The organism is Myroides sp. DF42-4-2, assembly GCF_030326445.1.
Lineage (GTDB): Bacteria > Bacteroidota > Bacteroidia > Flavobacteriales > Flavobacteriaceae > Flavobacterium.
Map to the genome: position 1 here is coordinate 38,053 of NZ_JACAKI010000021.1, position 15,138 is coordinate 53,190.

Annotated in this window: 15 protein-coding genes; 11 read left to right on the forward strand and 4 right to left on the reverse strand. The window is 33.9% G+C overall.

Features of this window, described 5'->3' with window-relative positions; translation table 11 throughout:
* Positions 1–53 precede the first annotated feature (53 nt).
* The gene (locus HX062_RS13695) at positions 54–632 is read left to right on the forward strand and encodes a hypothetical protein (RefSeq protein ID WP_182626485.1); all 579 of its coding nucleotides are present in this window, start codon (positions 54–56) and stop codon (positions 630–632) included.
* 67 nt (positions 633–699) lie between these two features.
* Here HX062_RS13695 and HX062_RS13700 read toward each other — a convergent pair whose 3' ends face one another.
* The gene (locus HX062_RS13700) at positions 700–1,533 is read right to left on the reverse strand and encodes a universal stress protein (RefSeq protein ID WP_182626484.1); all 834 of its coding nucleotides are present in this window, start codon (positions 1,531–1,533) and stop codon (positions 700–702) included.
* A 218-nt stretch (positions 1,534–1,751) separates the two neighbouring features.
* Between HX062_RS13700 and mnmE the strand changes: the two genes are divergently transcribed.
* The 7 genes from mnmE (at position 1,752) to mobC (ending at position 8,382) form a co-directional block, all read left to right on the forward strand.
* Entirely contained in the window at positions 1,752–3,143 is a 1,392-nt protein-coding gene (mnmE, locus tag HX062_RS13705) for a tRNA uridine-5-carboxymethylaminomethyl(34) synthesis GTPase MnmE (protein WP_182626483.1), read from the forward strand.
* A gap of 149 nt (positions 3,144–3,292) precedes the next feature.
* Positions 3,293–4,420: a site-specific integrase gene (locus HX062_RS13710; protein WP_286467778.1), complete on the forward strand. Its 1,128-nt coding sequence runs from the start codon at positions 3,293–3,295 to the stop codon at positions 4,418–4,420.
* A 4-nt stretch (positions 4,421–4,424) separates the two neighbouring features.
* Positions 4,425–5,024 (forward strand): hypothetical protein, encoded by a 600-nt coding sequence (locus HX062_RS13715; RefSeq protein ID WP_286467779.1) that lies wholly within the window; start codon positions 4,425–4,427, stop codon positions 5,022–5,024.
* 133 nt (positions 5,025–5,157) lie between these two features.
* The gene (locus HX062_RS13720; protein WP_286467780.1) at positions 5,158–5,448 is read left to right on the forward strand and encodes a helix-turn-helix transcriptional regulator; all 291 of its coding nucleotides are present in this window, start codon (positions 5,158–5,160) and stop codon (positions 5,446–5,448) included.
* A 107-nt stretch (positions 5,449–5,555) separates the two neighbouring features.
* Positions 5,556–6,734, forward strand: coding sequence for a VapE domain-containing protein (locus HX062_RS13725; protein ID WP_286467781.1), 1,179 nt, complete (start codon positions 5,556–5,558; stop codon positions 6,732–6,734).
* Between the two features lie 226 nt (positions 6,735–6,960).
* Positions 6,961–7,902 carry a DUF8464 domain-containing protein gene (locus tag HX062_RS13730; RefSeq protein WP_286467782.1) on the forward strand — a complete coding sequence of 314 codons (942 nt, stop codon included), beginning with the start codon at positions 6,961–6,963 and terminating at the stop codon, positions 7,900–7,902.
* Between the two features lie 129 nt (positions 7,903–8,031).
* Positions 8,032–8,382 (forward strand): plasmid mobilization relaxosome protein MobC, encoded by a 351-nt coding sequence (gene mobC / locus HX062_RS13735; protein ID WP_286467783.1) that lies wholly within the window; start codon positions 8,032–8,034, stop codon positions 8,380–8,382.
* Positions 8,383–8,625: 243 nt separating this feature from the next.
* Here mobC and HX062_RS13740 read toward each other — a convergent pair whose 3' ends face one another.
* From HX062_RS13740 to HX062_RS13750, 3 genes are all read right to left on the reverse strand, one after another.
* Positions 8,626–9,099: a hypothetical protein gene (locus tag HX062_RS13740; protein WP_286467784.1), complete on the reverse strand. Its 474-nt coding sequence runs from the start codon at positions 9,097–9,099 to the stop codon at positions 8,626–8,628.
* A gap of 14 nt (positions 9,100–9,113) precedes the next feature.
* Positions 9,114–9,638, reverse strand: coding sequence for a hypothetical protein (locus HX062_RS13745; RefSeq protein ID WP_286467785.1), 525 nt, complete (start codon positions 9,636–9,638; stop codon positions 9,114–9,116).
* Positions 9,639–9,699: 61 nt separating this feature from the next.
* Positions 9,700–9,960: a hypothetical protein gene (locus HX062_RS13750; protein ID WP_286467786.1), complete on the reverse strand. Its 261-nt coding sequence runs from the start codon at positions 9,958–9,960 to the stop codon at positions 9,700–9,702.
* A 361-nt stretch (positions 9,961–10,321) separates the two neighbouring features.
* Between HX062_RS13750 and HX062_RS13755 the strand changes: the two genes are divergently transcribed.
* From HX062_RS13755 to HX062_RS13765, 3 genes are read left to right on the forward strand one after another with little or no spacing between them, the layout of a single operon-like run.
* On the forward strand, positions 10,322–11,809 hold the full coding sequence (locus HX062_RS13755; protein WP_286467787.1) for a type I restriction-modification system subunit M: 1,488 nt from the start codon (positions 10,322–10,324) through the stop codon (positions 11,807–11,809).
* Complete coding sequence (locus HX062_RS13760) at positions 11,809–13,674, forward strand: DUF262 domain-containing protein (protein WP_286467788.1); 1,866 nt, start codon at positions 11,809–11,811, stop codon at positions 13,672–13,674. Before HX062_RS13755 ends, HX062_RS13760 begins: the two co-directional genes overlap by 1 nt.
* The gene (locus tag HX062_RS13765) at positions 13,674–15,137 is read left to right on the forward strand and encodes a type I restriction-modification system subunit M (RefSeq protein WP_286467789.1); all 1,464 of its coding nucleotides are present in this window, start codon (positions 13,674–13,676) and stop codon (positions 15,135–15,137) included. The genes HX062_RS13760 and HX062_RS13765 overlap by 1 nt, the downstream gene beginning before the upstream one ends.
* Position 15,138 lies beyond the last annotated feature (1 nt).

Below are 15,138 nucleotides of genomic sequence, written 5' to 3' on the forward strand. Positions count from 1 at the left end.
ATAAATAACTTATATTAGAGCTCTATAAAATATAAGACTAAAAAAGTTATTCAATGAAAAGAAAAAAACGTATTTTACTGGTTGCCACCCTAGCACTGACAAGTACAGTTTTTGCACAAGGCAACGTTAGAACCATCAACAATCAATTCTCTTCTCTATTTAATAAATCTTCGAATTACCAAAATTATAAAATTGTAGATAAACAGAGCTTACTTGATCTTCAACAAAATGTAGAAGATTCGATTAGCAACTACAAGGGAAAGATCGCTGAGGGTCAGTCGCTTGTGTTACAGCATCAAAAAGAACTAGCCGATGTGAGTCAGAAATTGGAAACTGCGGAGCAAGAGTTAAAGACCTCCCTTGCCAAAGAGGAGAACTTTGAATTTTTGGGTATAGCGGCTAATAAAAATACGTTTCAGACTGTAATTTTGCTTCTTTTTGCTTTGCTATTGGCCATGGCAGGTGTTTTTTACTACCGCTTTAAAAAATCGAATGTAGATACGAAAGATGCACTGAACAAGTTACGGGATACGGATGAAGAATTTGAAGAGTTCCGCAAATTATCTTTAGAAAGAGAGCAAAAAATCAGAAGACAGCTCCAAGATGAGATCAATAAAAACAAAGCTGAATAGTCTGTGGCAATAGGTTATCAGCTAAAAAAAGTCGTAAAGCACTAACTTTACGACTTTTTTTTATGTTTTATTCTTCGTGAAATGCGATGATTGGCACGTGTTTGTGGTAACTTAATTTTTTGGTCATACTGGAAGTAAACAACTTGTCTAAGAAACTTCTATTGCGCTTCACCGATACTAAAAGATCGATATTTTCTCTGTCTAAGAAGGTGAAAATTTCTTTTTCTACGTCTTTTCCTTCTACTAAGGTAAATGTAATTGGATGTCCGTCGTAGTACTCTAACCAGCTTTCTACCACTTCTTGGTTTACTTTTTCCACGTCTTCAATCACGTGAATACACTTGATAATTGCATCGTAACCTTTTGCAATTTTCACTAGTTTATCCAGTACAATTTTATCGCTTGTATTGAATAAGGTAGAGAAAGCGATGGAATTAATTCCGTTGAAAACGGCGTCATGTGGTACACTTAAAACTGGGGCTTTTAGGGAATTGATTGCATTTATAGTGTTCGAACCTAATAATTTTCTATCCCAACCGGAATTTCCATTGGTTCCCATTACGACCAAATCAATCTCCTCTTCTTCTACTCTTTTCTTTAGGATGGTATTCAAGAATCCTTCTTCTAAAATGAAGTGCATCGGCACGTGATCTAAATTGTTTTCTTTGGCAATATCGCGAATGAATGGAACTTGATCTTTAAAGTTTTCAAAGTTGCTCAATTCGATTGATTTATAGACATCTTGAACCATGACAGGATTTGCAGTTGCAGAAATAACGGGCATTTCATATGCATGCAGTACATAAAGGGTTGCGTTTTGACTGTCTGCCATTTTCAATGCATAAATTAAAGCGTTATTTGCTGTTTCCGAAAAGTCCGTCGGGAATAGTATTTTTTTCATAGTAGCGTATATTTTGATTTCTATAAAGATAAACAATTAAGCTTAGGTTTTCAGTTTCTAATCGTCAAAAAAAAGGGTCTTTTTCTTTTCTTTTTTTCTACATCCTTCCTCTTCTACCCGCTCTACACAGGCAACTAGCTGTTGATTGCCCGGGCTAATCTTCCTTCTTGAGATTGGGCAATATGTATTATCTTTGTATCTTATTATAGATGTATACCATGATATTACAAGATACTATTGTCGCTTTAGCAACTCCTTCGGGTGCGGGTGCCATTGCCATCATACGCGTATCGGGAAAAGACGCCATTACCTTAGTTAACGGTATCTTTAAATCGATCAAAAACAAAGATTTAACCAAACAAAAGACGCATACTTTACACCTGGGACATGTGGTGGATGGGGATCGCATCCTCGATCAGGTGTTGATTTCCGTTTTTAAGGGTCCGAACTCCTATACGGGAGAGGATACTATTGAGATTTCATGCCACGGTTCGACTTTTATTCAACAACAGATCATCCAACTTTGTCTCCGCAAGGGAGCGAAAATGGCACAAGCGGGTGAATTTACAATGCGCGCTTTTTTAAATGGTAAACTCGACCTATCGCAAGCGGAAGCAGTGGCGGATCTAATTGCGTCGGACAACGAGGCAAGCCACCAAATTGCCATGCAACAAATGCGCGGGGGATTCTCCAACGAAATTGCCTTGCTACGTGAACAACTCCTCAACTTTGCTTCGCTTATCGAACTCGAACTCGACTTCTCGGAAGAAGATGTGGAATTCGCTGATCGCACCCAATTTAAAGCGCTTGTGGAACGCATCGAATTTGTACTGAAACGATTAATCGATTCTTTCGCCGTTGGAAATGTTATTAAAAACGGAATCCCTGTTGCTATTGTCGGCGAACCTAACGTGGGTAAATCTACCTTGCTAAACGCCCTCCTCAATGAGGAACGCGCCATCGTTTCGGATATCGCAGGTACTACACGCGATACGATTGAGGACGAGTTGGTGATTGACGGCATCGGGTTTCGATTCATCGATACCGCCGGAATTCGCGAGACGAAAGACGTAGTGGAAAGTATCGGTATTCAGAAGACCTTTGAGAAAATCGAAGCAGCTCAAGTCGTGATTTACCTCATCGACGGCGGAAAAGTAACGCATCAATCGATTGAACAAATTAATGTTGAACTGGAAAAACTCAAAAATAAATACCCTCTCAAACCTCTACTGGTCGTTTGTAACAAACAAGACTTGCTCTCTACGGAACAAATTGCCTTGTTTGAATCTAAAATAGACGACTTAATGTTCATGTCTGCCAAAGCTAATCTCGGTATCGAAGCGTTGAAACAAGCCCTGCTGAGCTTCGTCAATACAGGTGCACTGCGCAATAATGAGACGATTGTTACCAATGCACGCCACTACGACTCCCTCCTCAAAGCACTTGAGGAAATCGAAAAGGTGAAATGGGGACTGCAAACGAATTTATCCGCCGACCTCATGGCAATCGATATCCGCCAAGCACTCTACTTCTTCGGTGAAATCACCGGCCAGGTTACAAATGATGAACTGCTGGGGAATATTTTTGCTAATTTTTGTATCGGTAAATAAATTACGTTTCCGTTGTTAAGATATACTTTCTTTTAATTGACTATCAGTAAATTAACACTGGTAGTCTTTTCTTTTATGTTCCTTTCTTAGTATATTCGTTGCTACAAAATCATCACATATTTTAGATATGTAGCAAATGTCATCACATAATGAAAATCACACTAAGAGAACGACTATTACCCAGCGGTAAGATTAACTTATCTATAGAATACTATAAAGGCACAATACAACAACCGAACGGTAAACGCAAAACCGTTAGAGATTACGAAAACTTAAAACTCTTTTTACACGGCGAACCTAAGAATGCTAGTGAAAGAAAAGAGAATAAAGAAACAATGGCACTTGCCAAGCAAATCTTAGCTATTCGAGAAGCTGAGTTTTACCAAGGTCGCTTTGAACTAAAGAACACCACCAAAGGCAAAAGAACCTTTTTAGACTACTTTCAGGAGAAAACAGAAGAGAAATCTGACAGTCCAAAAAACTACGGTAATTGGACTGCTACAATGATTCATTTAAAGCGTTGTATCTCCCCTAACACAATCTTTGACGATATTGATGAGAAGTTTATAAAACGGGTGCGTACTTATTTTGACAAGGAAGCTCGCACCAAGAGTGATCTCCCTTTATCTCTAAACTCCAAATACTCCTATTTCAACAAATTTAAAGCTTGTTTGCGTGCTGCTTTTGATGAGGGTTATTTAGCTCTGAACTATGCAGCTAAAACCAAGTCATTTGAACAGGCAGAAAGCCAACGGGAATACCTAACGTTTAATGAAGTACAACAACTAGCCCATACAGAATGTAAGTATGAGGTATTAAAGCGTGCTTTTTTGTTTTCTTGTCTTACAGGCTTACGTTGGTCAGATATCCACAACATGACCTGGTCTGAAGTACGCGATGAAGATGATTCAAGTCGGGTAAACTTCAGACAAGAGAAAACTGATGGTGTTGAGTATCTTTACATTTCTAAACAAGCTAGAGAGTTATTGGGAGAACGCAAGGGTAATCGAGATCGGGTATTTATTGGTTTACGATACTCGGCTGTTTACAACAACGCTATTGTGCTATGGTGTAATAAAGCAGGTATTTCAAAGCATATTACTTTTCATAGTGCGAGACATACAAACGCTGTCCTACTCCTTGAGAACGGTGCGGATATCTATACTGTATCTAAACGTTTAGGACATCGTGAAATTCGCACTACCGCTATCTATGCGAAGATTGTAGATGAGAAAATGAAAGAAGCTTCTAATTTAATTCCAGAACTAAGTTTTTAAGAATATGACAAACAATGAAATAGCACAGCTAAAAGAAGATATAAAAAAGGAGCTTCGATTAGAAATGAAAGCTGAATTAAAAGAACTAGTGAAAAAAGAAATACATATTATTCTATTTGAAGAACGAGCTTTTGAGACACCTTTAACAACTTACATTAAATCATTAGCTTATAAAGATATTCATTATCTAATCATGCTAAATAAAGGTATGGTTAAACACGGTAGCAATCTTATAGAGATTCCCGAAACATCAACAGGAACGGTATTTATGAAATTAAAAAAGAATATTAATTTCAAGCAACTATATGAAAACTGTATCGAATCAGGTATAATGGAAGCTTCTTTTGAAGATTTTAAAGCAGTACTTAATTTTGAAGCAGAATCAGGATATATATTTTGGTTACAAAAAGCTCGAAAAAAATTTACTTATAAAGGTATTTTTGAGTTATACGAATCTGTTTATGATGAAGATTTTTTTAATTTAAATCCACATTTACAACGCTTATTCATAGCCTATTTAAGTAATAAGTTTCTATTGGAGGGAAAACCTAAATTATACGCTGAATTTGAAAAAAGTTTCAATAAGGTGTATAAAGGAAAATAAGAGATACTCAAAACTAAACCATTAGTTAAACTTAAAGGATAAAAGTACAAATATTGCATTCCCTTTTATCCCTTTTAGGAAACATCTTTTAGATCATTAACCTTTGGTTATATAATCTTAATAACAGCAAACAATGGAAAATCAAATTATTCTAGAAAAGTTAAATCGATTAGAGCGATTAATCGTTGATTCAACGAAAGAAATACTTAATGTTGAGGATCTAATTAACTACACAGGCTTCACACGTTCACACATTTACAAACTAGTGCATAAAAACGTAATACCATATTCAAAGCCAAATGGAAAATTTTTATTCTTTTTAAAGTCGGAAATTGATGAATGGTTACTACAAAACAAAAGCCAATCGGCTTCTCAAATAGAAAAACAAGCATTAGAATATTCTCTAAAAAATAGAAAAAAATAAAGCGTTCAAACTGCAATTTTGAACGCTTCAAATTAATATTGTTTCACTCGTAAGAGTATGTGATGCAAATATACGCATTATACTCTTATCCATCAACTATTTATTTAATGGAAGAAATAAGCGTATATGACATATCATCACGTAAGGATTCTGTGTATGATAAAATTCACGAAGAACTAAGCAAGTATTTCACTATCAAATTCAATGAAATCTCTTTAGAGTTTGAAATATTCAGTTCAAAATCACATAAGACTCTTGAGTTTAACGAATCATCTTTATTGATACACTTACATAGGGAAAAGTTAAACGTAAGTTCACAGGCTTTAAAAACGTATTTAAAGAGTCATTTTATAGAGCGATACAACCCCATAATAGAATATTTCGAAGAACTCCCTACTTGGGATGGAAAAGACTACATAAAGCAATATGCTTCTTATGTCAATACAGATGACAATACTCTTTTTGCCCATCATTTATTAAAATGGGCAATACGAGCAGTTAAAACAGTTATTCACCCTGAGCAGATTAACAAACATTGTTTGATTTTAGGAAATGGAGAACAAAATGCGGGTAAATCAACCTATTTAGAAAATCTTTGTCCGAAACCGCTCAAACGATATTATTATGAAAATATAGGGGTCAGCAAAGACGATCGCATTAAATTGTGTAAAGCGTTTATCATTAACATTGAAGAATTAGATATCTTAGGAAAATACGATATCAATTCCATTAAATCAATTATATCTCAGACTACGGTAAACGAACGTTTGCCCTACGCTGAAAAAACTACGTTACTGTATCGTATTTGCAGTTTTGTAGGAAGTACCAACAAGCTTGAATTTCTAAATGACGAAACAGGTAGCGTACGTTGGATCGTGTTTGATGTACTTGGTAGAATCAACTTTGCCTATAGCCAGGAATTTAATACAGACAATTTTTGGTCACAAGCCTATCATATTTACAAACATCAGCCCACATTTAAATCCGATCTAACAGTTGAAGAAGTAATTGCTAATGAAAAAAGAAATGAACGCTTTACAATTCAAACTGTAGAAAGTGAATTTGTACTTCGCTTCTACGAACCTAGTGAAAATCTAGACGATTTTAGAACTGCAACAGAAATTATGACTGAGCTTTCAGTTATGGGACATAAATTAAACAATCAAAGAATAGGAACCTCTTTGAAAAAACATGGATTTAATCGAATTAAACATGCAAAAAGACAAGTATATGGATATTTGGCTAAAGCAAAATTTAAAGACTCTCCTTGGGGTTTTAATGATTAGAACAAATATTTAGCTTACCTAGTTACCTACTTACCTAAATAAGTATATTGTATTAAAATTCAATATACTTATTTAGGTAAGTAACTAAAAAAACAGCTTACCTTTTATAAAATATCAGGTAGCTGGGTAACTTCAAAAAACAACTACCTATATTAATATCTAATTGAATAACAACGAATTACAAGTAAAAGGTGATTAGGTAAGCAAAAAACATATTTCAGAGCAGATGATAAATTGTAGCGAAGCAAAAAAAATCAGTTTAGTTTCTATTTTAGATAAAATTGGAGCTAAAAAAATCAAACAGAGTAATCATGAAGTTTGGTATCTAAGTCCGTTTAGAAATGAGACAACAGCATCCTTTAAAATAGATCTCGCAAAAAACATTTGGTTTGATCATGGAGAAGGTTTCGGAGGGAATGTTTTAGATTTTGTAATGAGGTATCACGACTGTAGTCTAAAAGAAGCACTACAGATTTTAGACCATGGATCTTTTTCTTTTCACCAGCCTACTTTTAATGATGCTATTGAAAAAGAAAAGAATTATGAAATAAGAGCGATTAAGCCTTTAGACAATACTCAGCTAATCAATTATATACAAAGTAGGTGTATTAATCTTAAAATAGCCAAAAAGTATTGTGTAGAACTTCATTACAGCCTTAATGATAAAGTCTATTTCGGAATTTGTTTTAAGAATAGTTCTGAAGCTGAAAGCTATGAAATTCGAAATAAATACATAAAGATGTGTTTAGGAACTAAATCACCTTCCTTTTTCAATAATAACCGAAGTCAAATCATCTTATTTGAATCGTGGAGCGATTTTTTGAGCTTCCTAACATTATACCCAAAAGCTGAAAAACGCTATGATTATTTGATATTGAATTCGGTTGGCACATTAAATGCTATTTTAAATGATGATACAAATAATTATTTGTACAAATGTACAAATGGGAAAAGTGACAATTGTATCAATGTACATTTGGATAAATGTATAAATAATGCTTTGTACAAAGAATTAAAGTATGATATAATTATTTGTTGTTTTGATAATGACGATGCTGGAAACAAAGCCACTGAAAAAGTGCAAAATGCTTTCCCTAATCGTGTAAAAGACGGAAGATACTTGTATCCTAATCACAAAGATTTGAACGATTATATTATGAAAATTTAATGGTTTTTATGTAGGGCAAGATGTGTGTTTATGTGCATCAAATTTAACAATTCAAACACATAACACGTTCTTGCCTATTTCATAGGAACTTAAAAACTCGGGACTCGTTTTATTTAAAAAAGGAAGAAAATGAAAAAATCAAGAATTCATTTTTTGCTAGATTCAGATTTAAAAAAGAAATGGCAGGAAATAGCAGAGTTAAATCATATGACTTTGACTGAATATATCGTTCACAAAGTAGAAGGTAACTTAGGTAAAAATGAAAGAAAACAAATACTAAAGTTCATTGAAATATCGACCAATGTGGATTCTAAAGTTGAGAATAATATTAACCAAATTGCAAAATGGGTTAATATTCATAAGGAAATTTCATCCGAAAAGATGGATGAATATTTAGATCAGTTGAATAAATATCAACGATTCATGAGAGAAAGAAATACTGTTTTTAGAAAAATAATCTTATTACTTTCTGAAATATGATTGCAAATATTATATCAACAAATAGGGATTCTTCAAATTTTGGAGCTGTACGCTTCAATCAAGAAAGGAAACGAGTCCTTCTCGATCTGATTAACTGAGAATGCTTTTCAACTTGTTCGCCTTTCTACTTCTATTAGGTCAAGCTTTGGAATATGCTAATGCCAGCATACAAAATACTAAATATGAAAACCTTAAAGGAAATCAAAACACATTCTATTTGAGAGATAGAAAAGTTAACATGTTTTACTTTATTATAGTGTCAAAGTCTTTTATTAAAGCACGAAATATCTTTTCTCCATCTCTTCCTAAATTCTTATTTGAAAGCCCTAAGTCCGCTCTCATAGCCTTCATTATAGTACTTAATTTTCTAAATTGAATATTTGTATCCATTGTAACCCCTCCATCATTACAGCTATATAAATATTGAAAATAATCAGAAAAACTATTGATAACTTTAGGAGAAGCATATAAGATGTACTTTTTATAAAAAGAAAATAATTTACCTACCAACTCATGATCATTAGGAGTATCACCTTGCTTAATATTATTAAAAATATCGATTATAAGATCAACAAATCCTTGATAATGTTCTCTTCGTTCTTTTGAAACTTCAGATAAAAGCGCTTGTTTTTTATCTATATAAGACTTTATGAAATATCCTAAGAATACACCTAGAATAGGTAAAACAATTGAAAGTAAGGTTTTTAATTCTAACATAAGCTGATCTTCTTTTATTCGAATGCAAACATATTCAAAATATCTTCAATACCCCTTCCTTGAGCATTGAATTGTAATATTCTATCATGTTCCTTTTTAGAAATACTAAATCCTTTAATTTCCAATCGATGCAAATTCTCTAAATAGAAATATAACGTCCTGTGAATAATTGGATTAATGTTATTACCGCACAAAAAATCAAACATCATTTTATTGAATACAGCTTTGCTATCGTGATTGAGATTGATTGGTTTTTTGGATGTTAATTGGTCAGTCATCATAGCAGCTAAAAGTAAGGTGTCATTTTCAATGAGGATTTTTATAATGTCCGCTTTTTCTTCCTGGGAAATAGATGCTAAAAATGAATGAATACATTGGTAAAAATATCTACTTTGCTTCCCTTTAGCGTATTCTTCCATAGATAAAAAGTACCCTTCAGATAATTTGATACGTCCATCTTCAATAGCTATTTCTTTACTCCCTGTTAAGATTAAGTGGATTAATGAAACTAAAACTAAGTAATGTTTTTTTGTTTTCATCAGCAGTTATAATTTAAAAATCTTGTTGAAAGTATCTTTATCCGTTTGTTTTCTACTTTCTTTAGGTATAGAATCTTGTACTTGTTTTTTTACTGAAAGTATCTTGAAAAATTTGTAAATCACTGTGATATGTCGAGTCTTGTACCCGTGCTTTTAGATTCGCATTGAAGATGCTATCTTGTTTACTTCTTTCCTGGTTAAAGGCTTCCATACGCTGCTGCATTCGCTTTAGACTTTCTTCAGCTTTTTGCTTTTTTGTTTTCTCCTGTGCTATTGAAGTAATTGAAAATAGGATTGATAATAAGAATACTGATTTTTTCATAGTGCCTTGATTTGTAGTTAATAAAAAAGCGTGGAACTAAGATCAATCGGAAACAGAGGTACTAGGATACCTAAAGACCACGACGACTCAGCCCACGCCAATATAAGGCACGGGCGTAAGTCTGTCGATTTTATGGTCTTTTAGAAGATTCCTAGTTTTCTGTTACCTAAAATGACAGCTTACGCTTGTTTGTAATATTTTCTATTGCAAATGTAAAAATTATAACACAGATTCAAAAAACATTCTCTTTCTTTTCATCAGTGAATAGCTTAAGTTTCCTTTGTTTTTCTTTGGTTTCACTTATTTTGATTTCTTTTATTCTTTAACATATCGTATTTTTACCCATGAATATAATTAGACTATGAATAACCCTACTAATAAGATTTCATTATCACAATTAGAACAATACCTATCAAAGGCAGCTTGGATTCTAAAAGGACCTGTAGATGCTTCTGATTTTAAGATTTATATCTTTCCTTTACTATTTTTTAAACGTATCTCTGATGTCTATGATGAAGAATATCAGATTGCATTAACTGAATCTGATGGAGATGAAGAGTATGCCTCTTTACCAGAATTTCATCGATTTATTATACCTGAAGGATGCCATTGGAATGATGTTCGATCTACTACAACAAACGTAGGCTTAGTGATTGAGCAAGCTTTACGTGGTATAGAACAAGCTAATCAAGAGTTTTTGTTCGGTATTTTTGGCGATGCACAGTGGAGTAATAAAAATAAACTATCTGACCGTTTATTAATTGATTTAATCGAGCACTTCTCCCAATATACGTTATCTAACAGTAATGTAGAATCCGATATGCTGGGGAATGCTTATGAATATTTGATTAAACACTTTGCCGATTTAACAAATAAAAAAGCAGGTGAATTTTATACACCTCGTTCAGTGGTTAATTTGCTTGGTTATATCTTAGATCCAACCGAAGGTGAATCTGTATATGATCCAGCTTGTGGTACAGGCGGAATGCTTTTAGAATGCGTAGATCACTTAAAAGAATCAGAAAAAGACTATCGTACACTTAAATTATTTGGACAAGAAAAAAACTTAACATCAAGTTCTATTGCAAGAATGAACATGTTCTTACATGGAATTGAGGATTTTCAAATTGCTCGTGAAGATACACTTCGTCATCCAGCCTTTTTTGATTCAGATGGATTGAAAAAATTTGATTGTGTCATTGCCAATCCTCCATTTTCATTAAAAGACTGGGGAGCTGATAATTGGATAAATGATCCTTATGGTAGAAATATAGCTGGTGTTCCCCCAAAAGGAAATGGTGATATGGCCTGGGTGCAACATATGATTTCTTCATTAAATGAAACTGGCCGAATGACAGTAATTTTACCTCATGGTGTTTTATTCCGAAAAGCCGCAGAGCAAAAAATTCGAAAAGCACTTTTAGAAATGGATCTACTAGAAGCTGTAATTGGTTTAGGTGCTAATATTTTCTATGGAACTCAATTGGCAGCATGTGTACTCGTATTCAAAAAGCAAAAAGAGAAAACGAAAAAAAATAAAGTGCTTTTTATTGATGGATCAGATCAAATTCGTTTAGGTAGAGCTCAGAACTTTTTAGAAAGAGACCATGTAGATCAATTATTTGCTTGGTATACTAATTATCAAAATGTTGAAAATTATGTCCAAGTGGTAGAGATGCAACAAATCATAGAAAACGATTACAACTTGAATATACCTTTGTATATCGATAAAGTAATAGAGGATAATTTACCTTCTGTTGAAGAAGCAATGAAACAATTGAAAGACGCTTGGGCAGAAAGTCAAGAAGCAGAGCAAAAGTTTAAAGAATTACTAAAAAAACATTTGTAATGAGTTTACCATCAAGTAAAGCGAACAATAGAACCTTAAAGGAATGGTTTGATAAAATTAGCAATGCGGAAATTCGTTTACCTCGTTTTCAAAGACCAGAAGCATGGGACCGTACTCGAATTACCAGTTTAGTAAATACGGTGATTCATAATCTACCTTTAGGAATTACGCTTATTTTGGAAGTTAATAAAGATAATGAACCATTTGTTTCTCGAGTTTTGAAAACAGCTCCTGAGATTGATAATAGAGTAACAGAACATCTATTGGATGGCCAACAACGGTTAACAGCTTTTTGGAGAGCCTTACATAACAATTATGAATGGGAAACTTATTTTGTCTATAATTCTGATTGGGATAAATTTAAGGATGAAAAAATAGATTCAGACAGTTTTGTAGAAGTTCGATGTCAACCTCGTTGGATGAAAAAAGATTCTAAACGTCCTGTATGGGCGGATAGTTCAAAAGATTCATTTCAAAGAGGTCTAATTCCATTACATTTATTTAGTCCAATTGATAATTCTTCCGAAATAGAGCAATGGATAGAACAAGCAGTTTTACATGAGAAACCTACAGAAGGAGAAGAAGACGCATTTACGAAATTGATGATATGGACACAACGAAAGGAAGAAATTAAGAACTTTATTCGTGACCGAAAAGTAATTATTAGACATTATAATTTACCCTATTTAGCACTTCCTTTGTCAACTCCAAAAGATATAGCTTTACAAGTGTTTATCAACATGAACACGAATAGTAAACCTCTATCACAGTACGATATTATTCGTGCAGAGATTGAGGGAGTTAAAGGAGTTTCTTTAGATGATTACCAAAAGAAACTAGATAAAGATTTTCCAAATGTGAAACACTATTTCGATTTACCATATCTTATTTTGGCCACATCTGCTTTAATGCAGGATAAATTGCCAAATCAAAGAGGAATGTGGGAGATGAAAAAGGAAAAGATGATAGAAGATTGGGAATTGATGTGTAAAGGTCTTGGTCAAATGGCAGACTTTCTTTCTCATAATGGTATTTACGATCAAAATAGATTACCAACTAATGCAGTCTTAGCTGTTATTGCAGCACTATATACAGTGACTCCTGATAGCTTAGATCATAGAGGTAGATGTGAAATTTTATTTAAGAAATATCTATGGAGTAGTTTCTTTACGGATCGATATGAAAACTCGGCAGCATCTAATGCATATAGTGATTTTAGAGAGTTAAAACATATTGTTTTACAAAAGGTAAAAGAAAACGGGGAAGCCTTTACTGAAGTTGATGTACCAATCTTCAATAGAATTAAATATCCTTTGTCTAGTATTGATGAGTTATTACAGGTAGGTTGGCCAAAACGTGAAAATATTCGTGCTAGGGGTGTAATGGCTATTTTTTCAAACCTTGGTGCAATGGATTTTGCGGATGGGTCTCGTTTAGATCGTCAACAACTATTGGACGGTAAGAGACATTATCATCATGTATTCCCTGACCATTTACTAAAAGAAGCTGATATTGAAAGTTATTTAGTTCTTAATTGTGCTTTGATAAAAGATAAAACGAATTTAAACATTAGTAACAAGGAACCTTATAAATATCTGAAAGAGCGATACCAATGGACCACGGAAGAACATGTAGATGGTAGGCTTCGTTCTCATTTGATTCCTATTGAAGAACTGAAAAATGGTGGATATGAGAACTTATCTCTTGAAGAGAAAAAGATAAAATTAAAAAATGACTTTGATATCTTTTTATTAAAAAGAGCACAATATGTACATCAGGCAATTCTACAGTTGGTAGAAGGAAAGGATCTTAGTGCAAATGAAATTATTACAACTATAGAATCTCAAGAAACAATTTTAGATTAATGACACAACAAGAATTAGAAAAATACTTATGGGGAGCCGCTACTGCATTGCGAGGTACTATTGATGCTGGCGACTACAAACAATATATATTTCCGTTGTTATTTTTTAAACGTATCTGCGATGTGTACGATGAAGAATTTCAATTGGCTTTAAGTGAATCGGATGGTGATTTGGAATATGCTGCTTTTGCTGAAAATCACCGTTTTGTGATTCCAACAGGTGCGCATTGGAATGATGTGAGAGAAACCACTACCAATGTAGGTGTGGCAATTCAACACGCTATGCGCGAAATTGAAAAAGCAAATCCAGACACCTTGGAAGGGATTTTTGGGGATGCGAGCTGGACCAACAAAAATCGCTTGTCGGATGCGACTTTGATCAACCTGATTGAGCATTTCTCTCAACATACCTTGAGTTTGTCCAATGTAGCTGATGACAAGTTGGGGAATGCCTACGAATACTTGATTAAGGAATTTGCCGACGATAGCGGACATACAGCCGCGGAGTTTTATACCAACCGAACGGTAGTGAAACTGATGACCAAAATTATGGATCCGCAACCTGGAGAATCGGTGTATGATCCTACTTGTGGTTCGGGTGGTTTGTTGTTGAACTGTGCCTTGCATCTAAAGGAAGAAGGCAAGGAATATCGAAACCTAAAATTATACGGACAAGAGATTAACTTGATTACTTCTGCCATTGCACGTATGAATATGTTCATGCATGGCATTGAAGAATTTAAAATTGTACGTGGCGACACCTTGGCAGAACCTGGTTTATTGGAAAATGACCAATTAAAAACCTTTAACGTGATCTTGGCTAACCCGCCGTACTCCATTAAATCTTGGAACCGTGATGCCTTTGTAAATGATCCTTGGGGGCGTAACCTTTGGGGCTTGCCACCACAAGGTTGTGCAGATTATGCGTTTCAGCAACACATTCAAAAATCGTTGGATAAAAACAATGGACGTTCTATTTCGCTTTGGCCGCACGGTATTTTGTTTAGAGATAGCGAAGCCGAAATGCGCCGAAAAATGATTGATTCTGATGTGGTAGAAGCTGTAATTGGTTTAGGACCAAACTTGTTTTACAACTCGCCAATGGAAGCCTGTTTGTTGATTACGAATAATAACAAACCTGACCATAAGAAGGGAAAGATTTTAATTATAAATGCAGTAAAGGACGTAAAGCAAGAAAAAAGTATTTCCTTCTTAGAAAAAGAACATATTGATAAGATTTACAAAACGTACAAAGACTTCAAGACTATTAATGGTTTTGCGGTAATCGTAGATAAGCAAAATGTGTTGGAAAGAAAATCGAGTTTAAATATTGCGCAATATGTTTCTAATGTAGCTAATTTAGAAGATCAATTATCAATTAATGATACGATTGAAAAGTGGGAAAAACAATCTAAATTAGTAAAAGAAAGTATGCGCCAATTATTTCAAGAGAATAACATTTAAA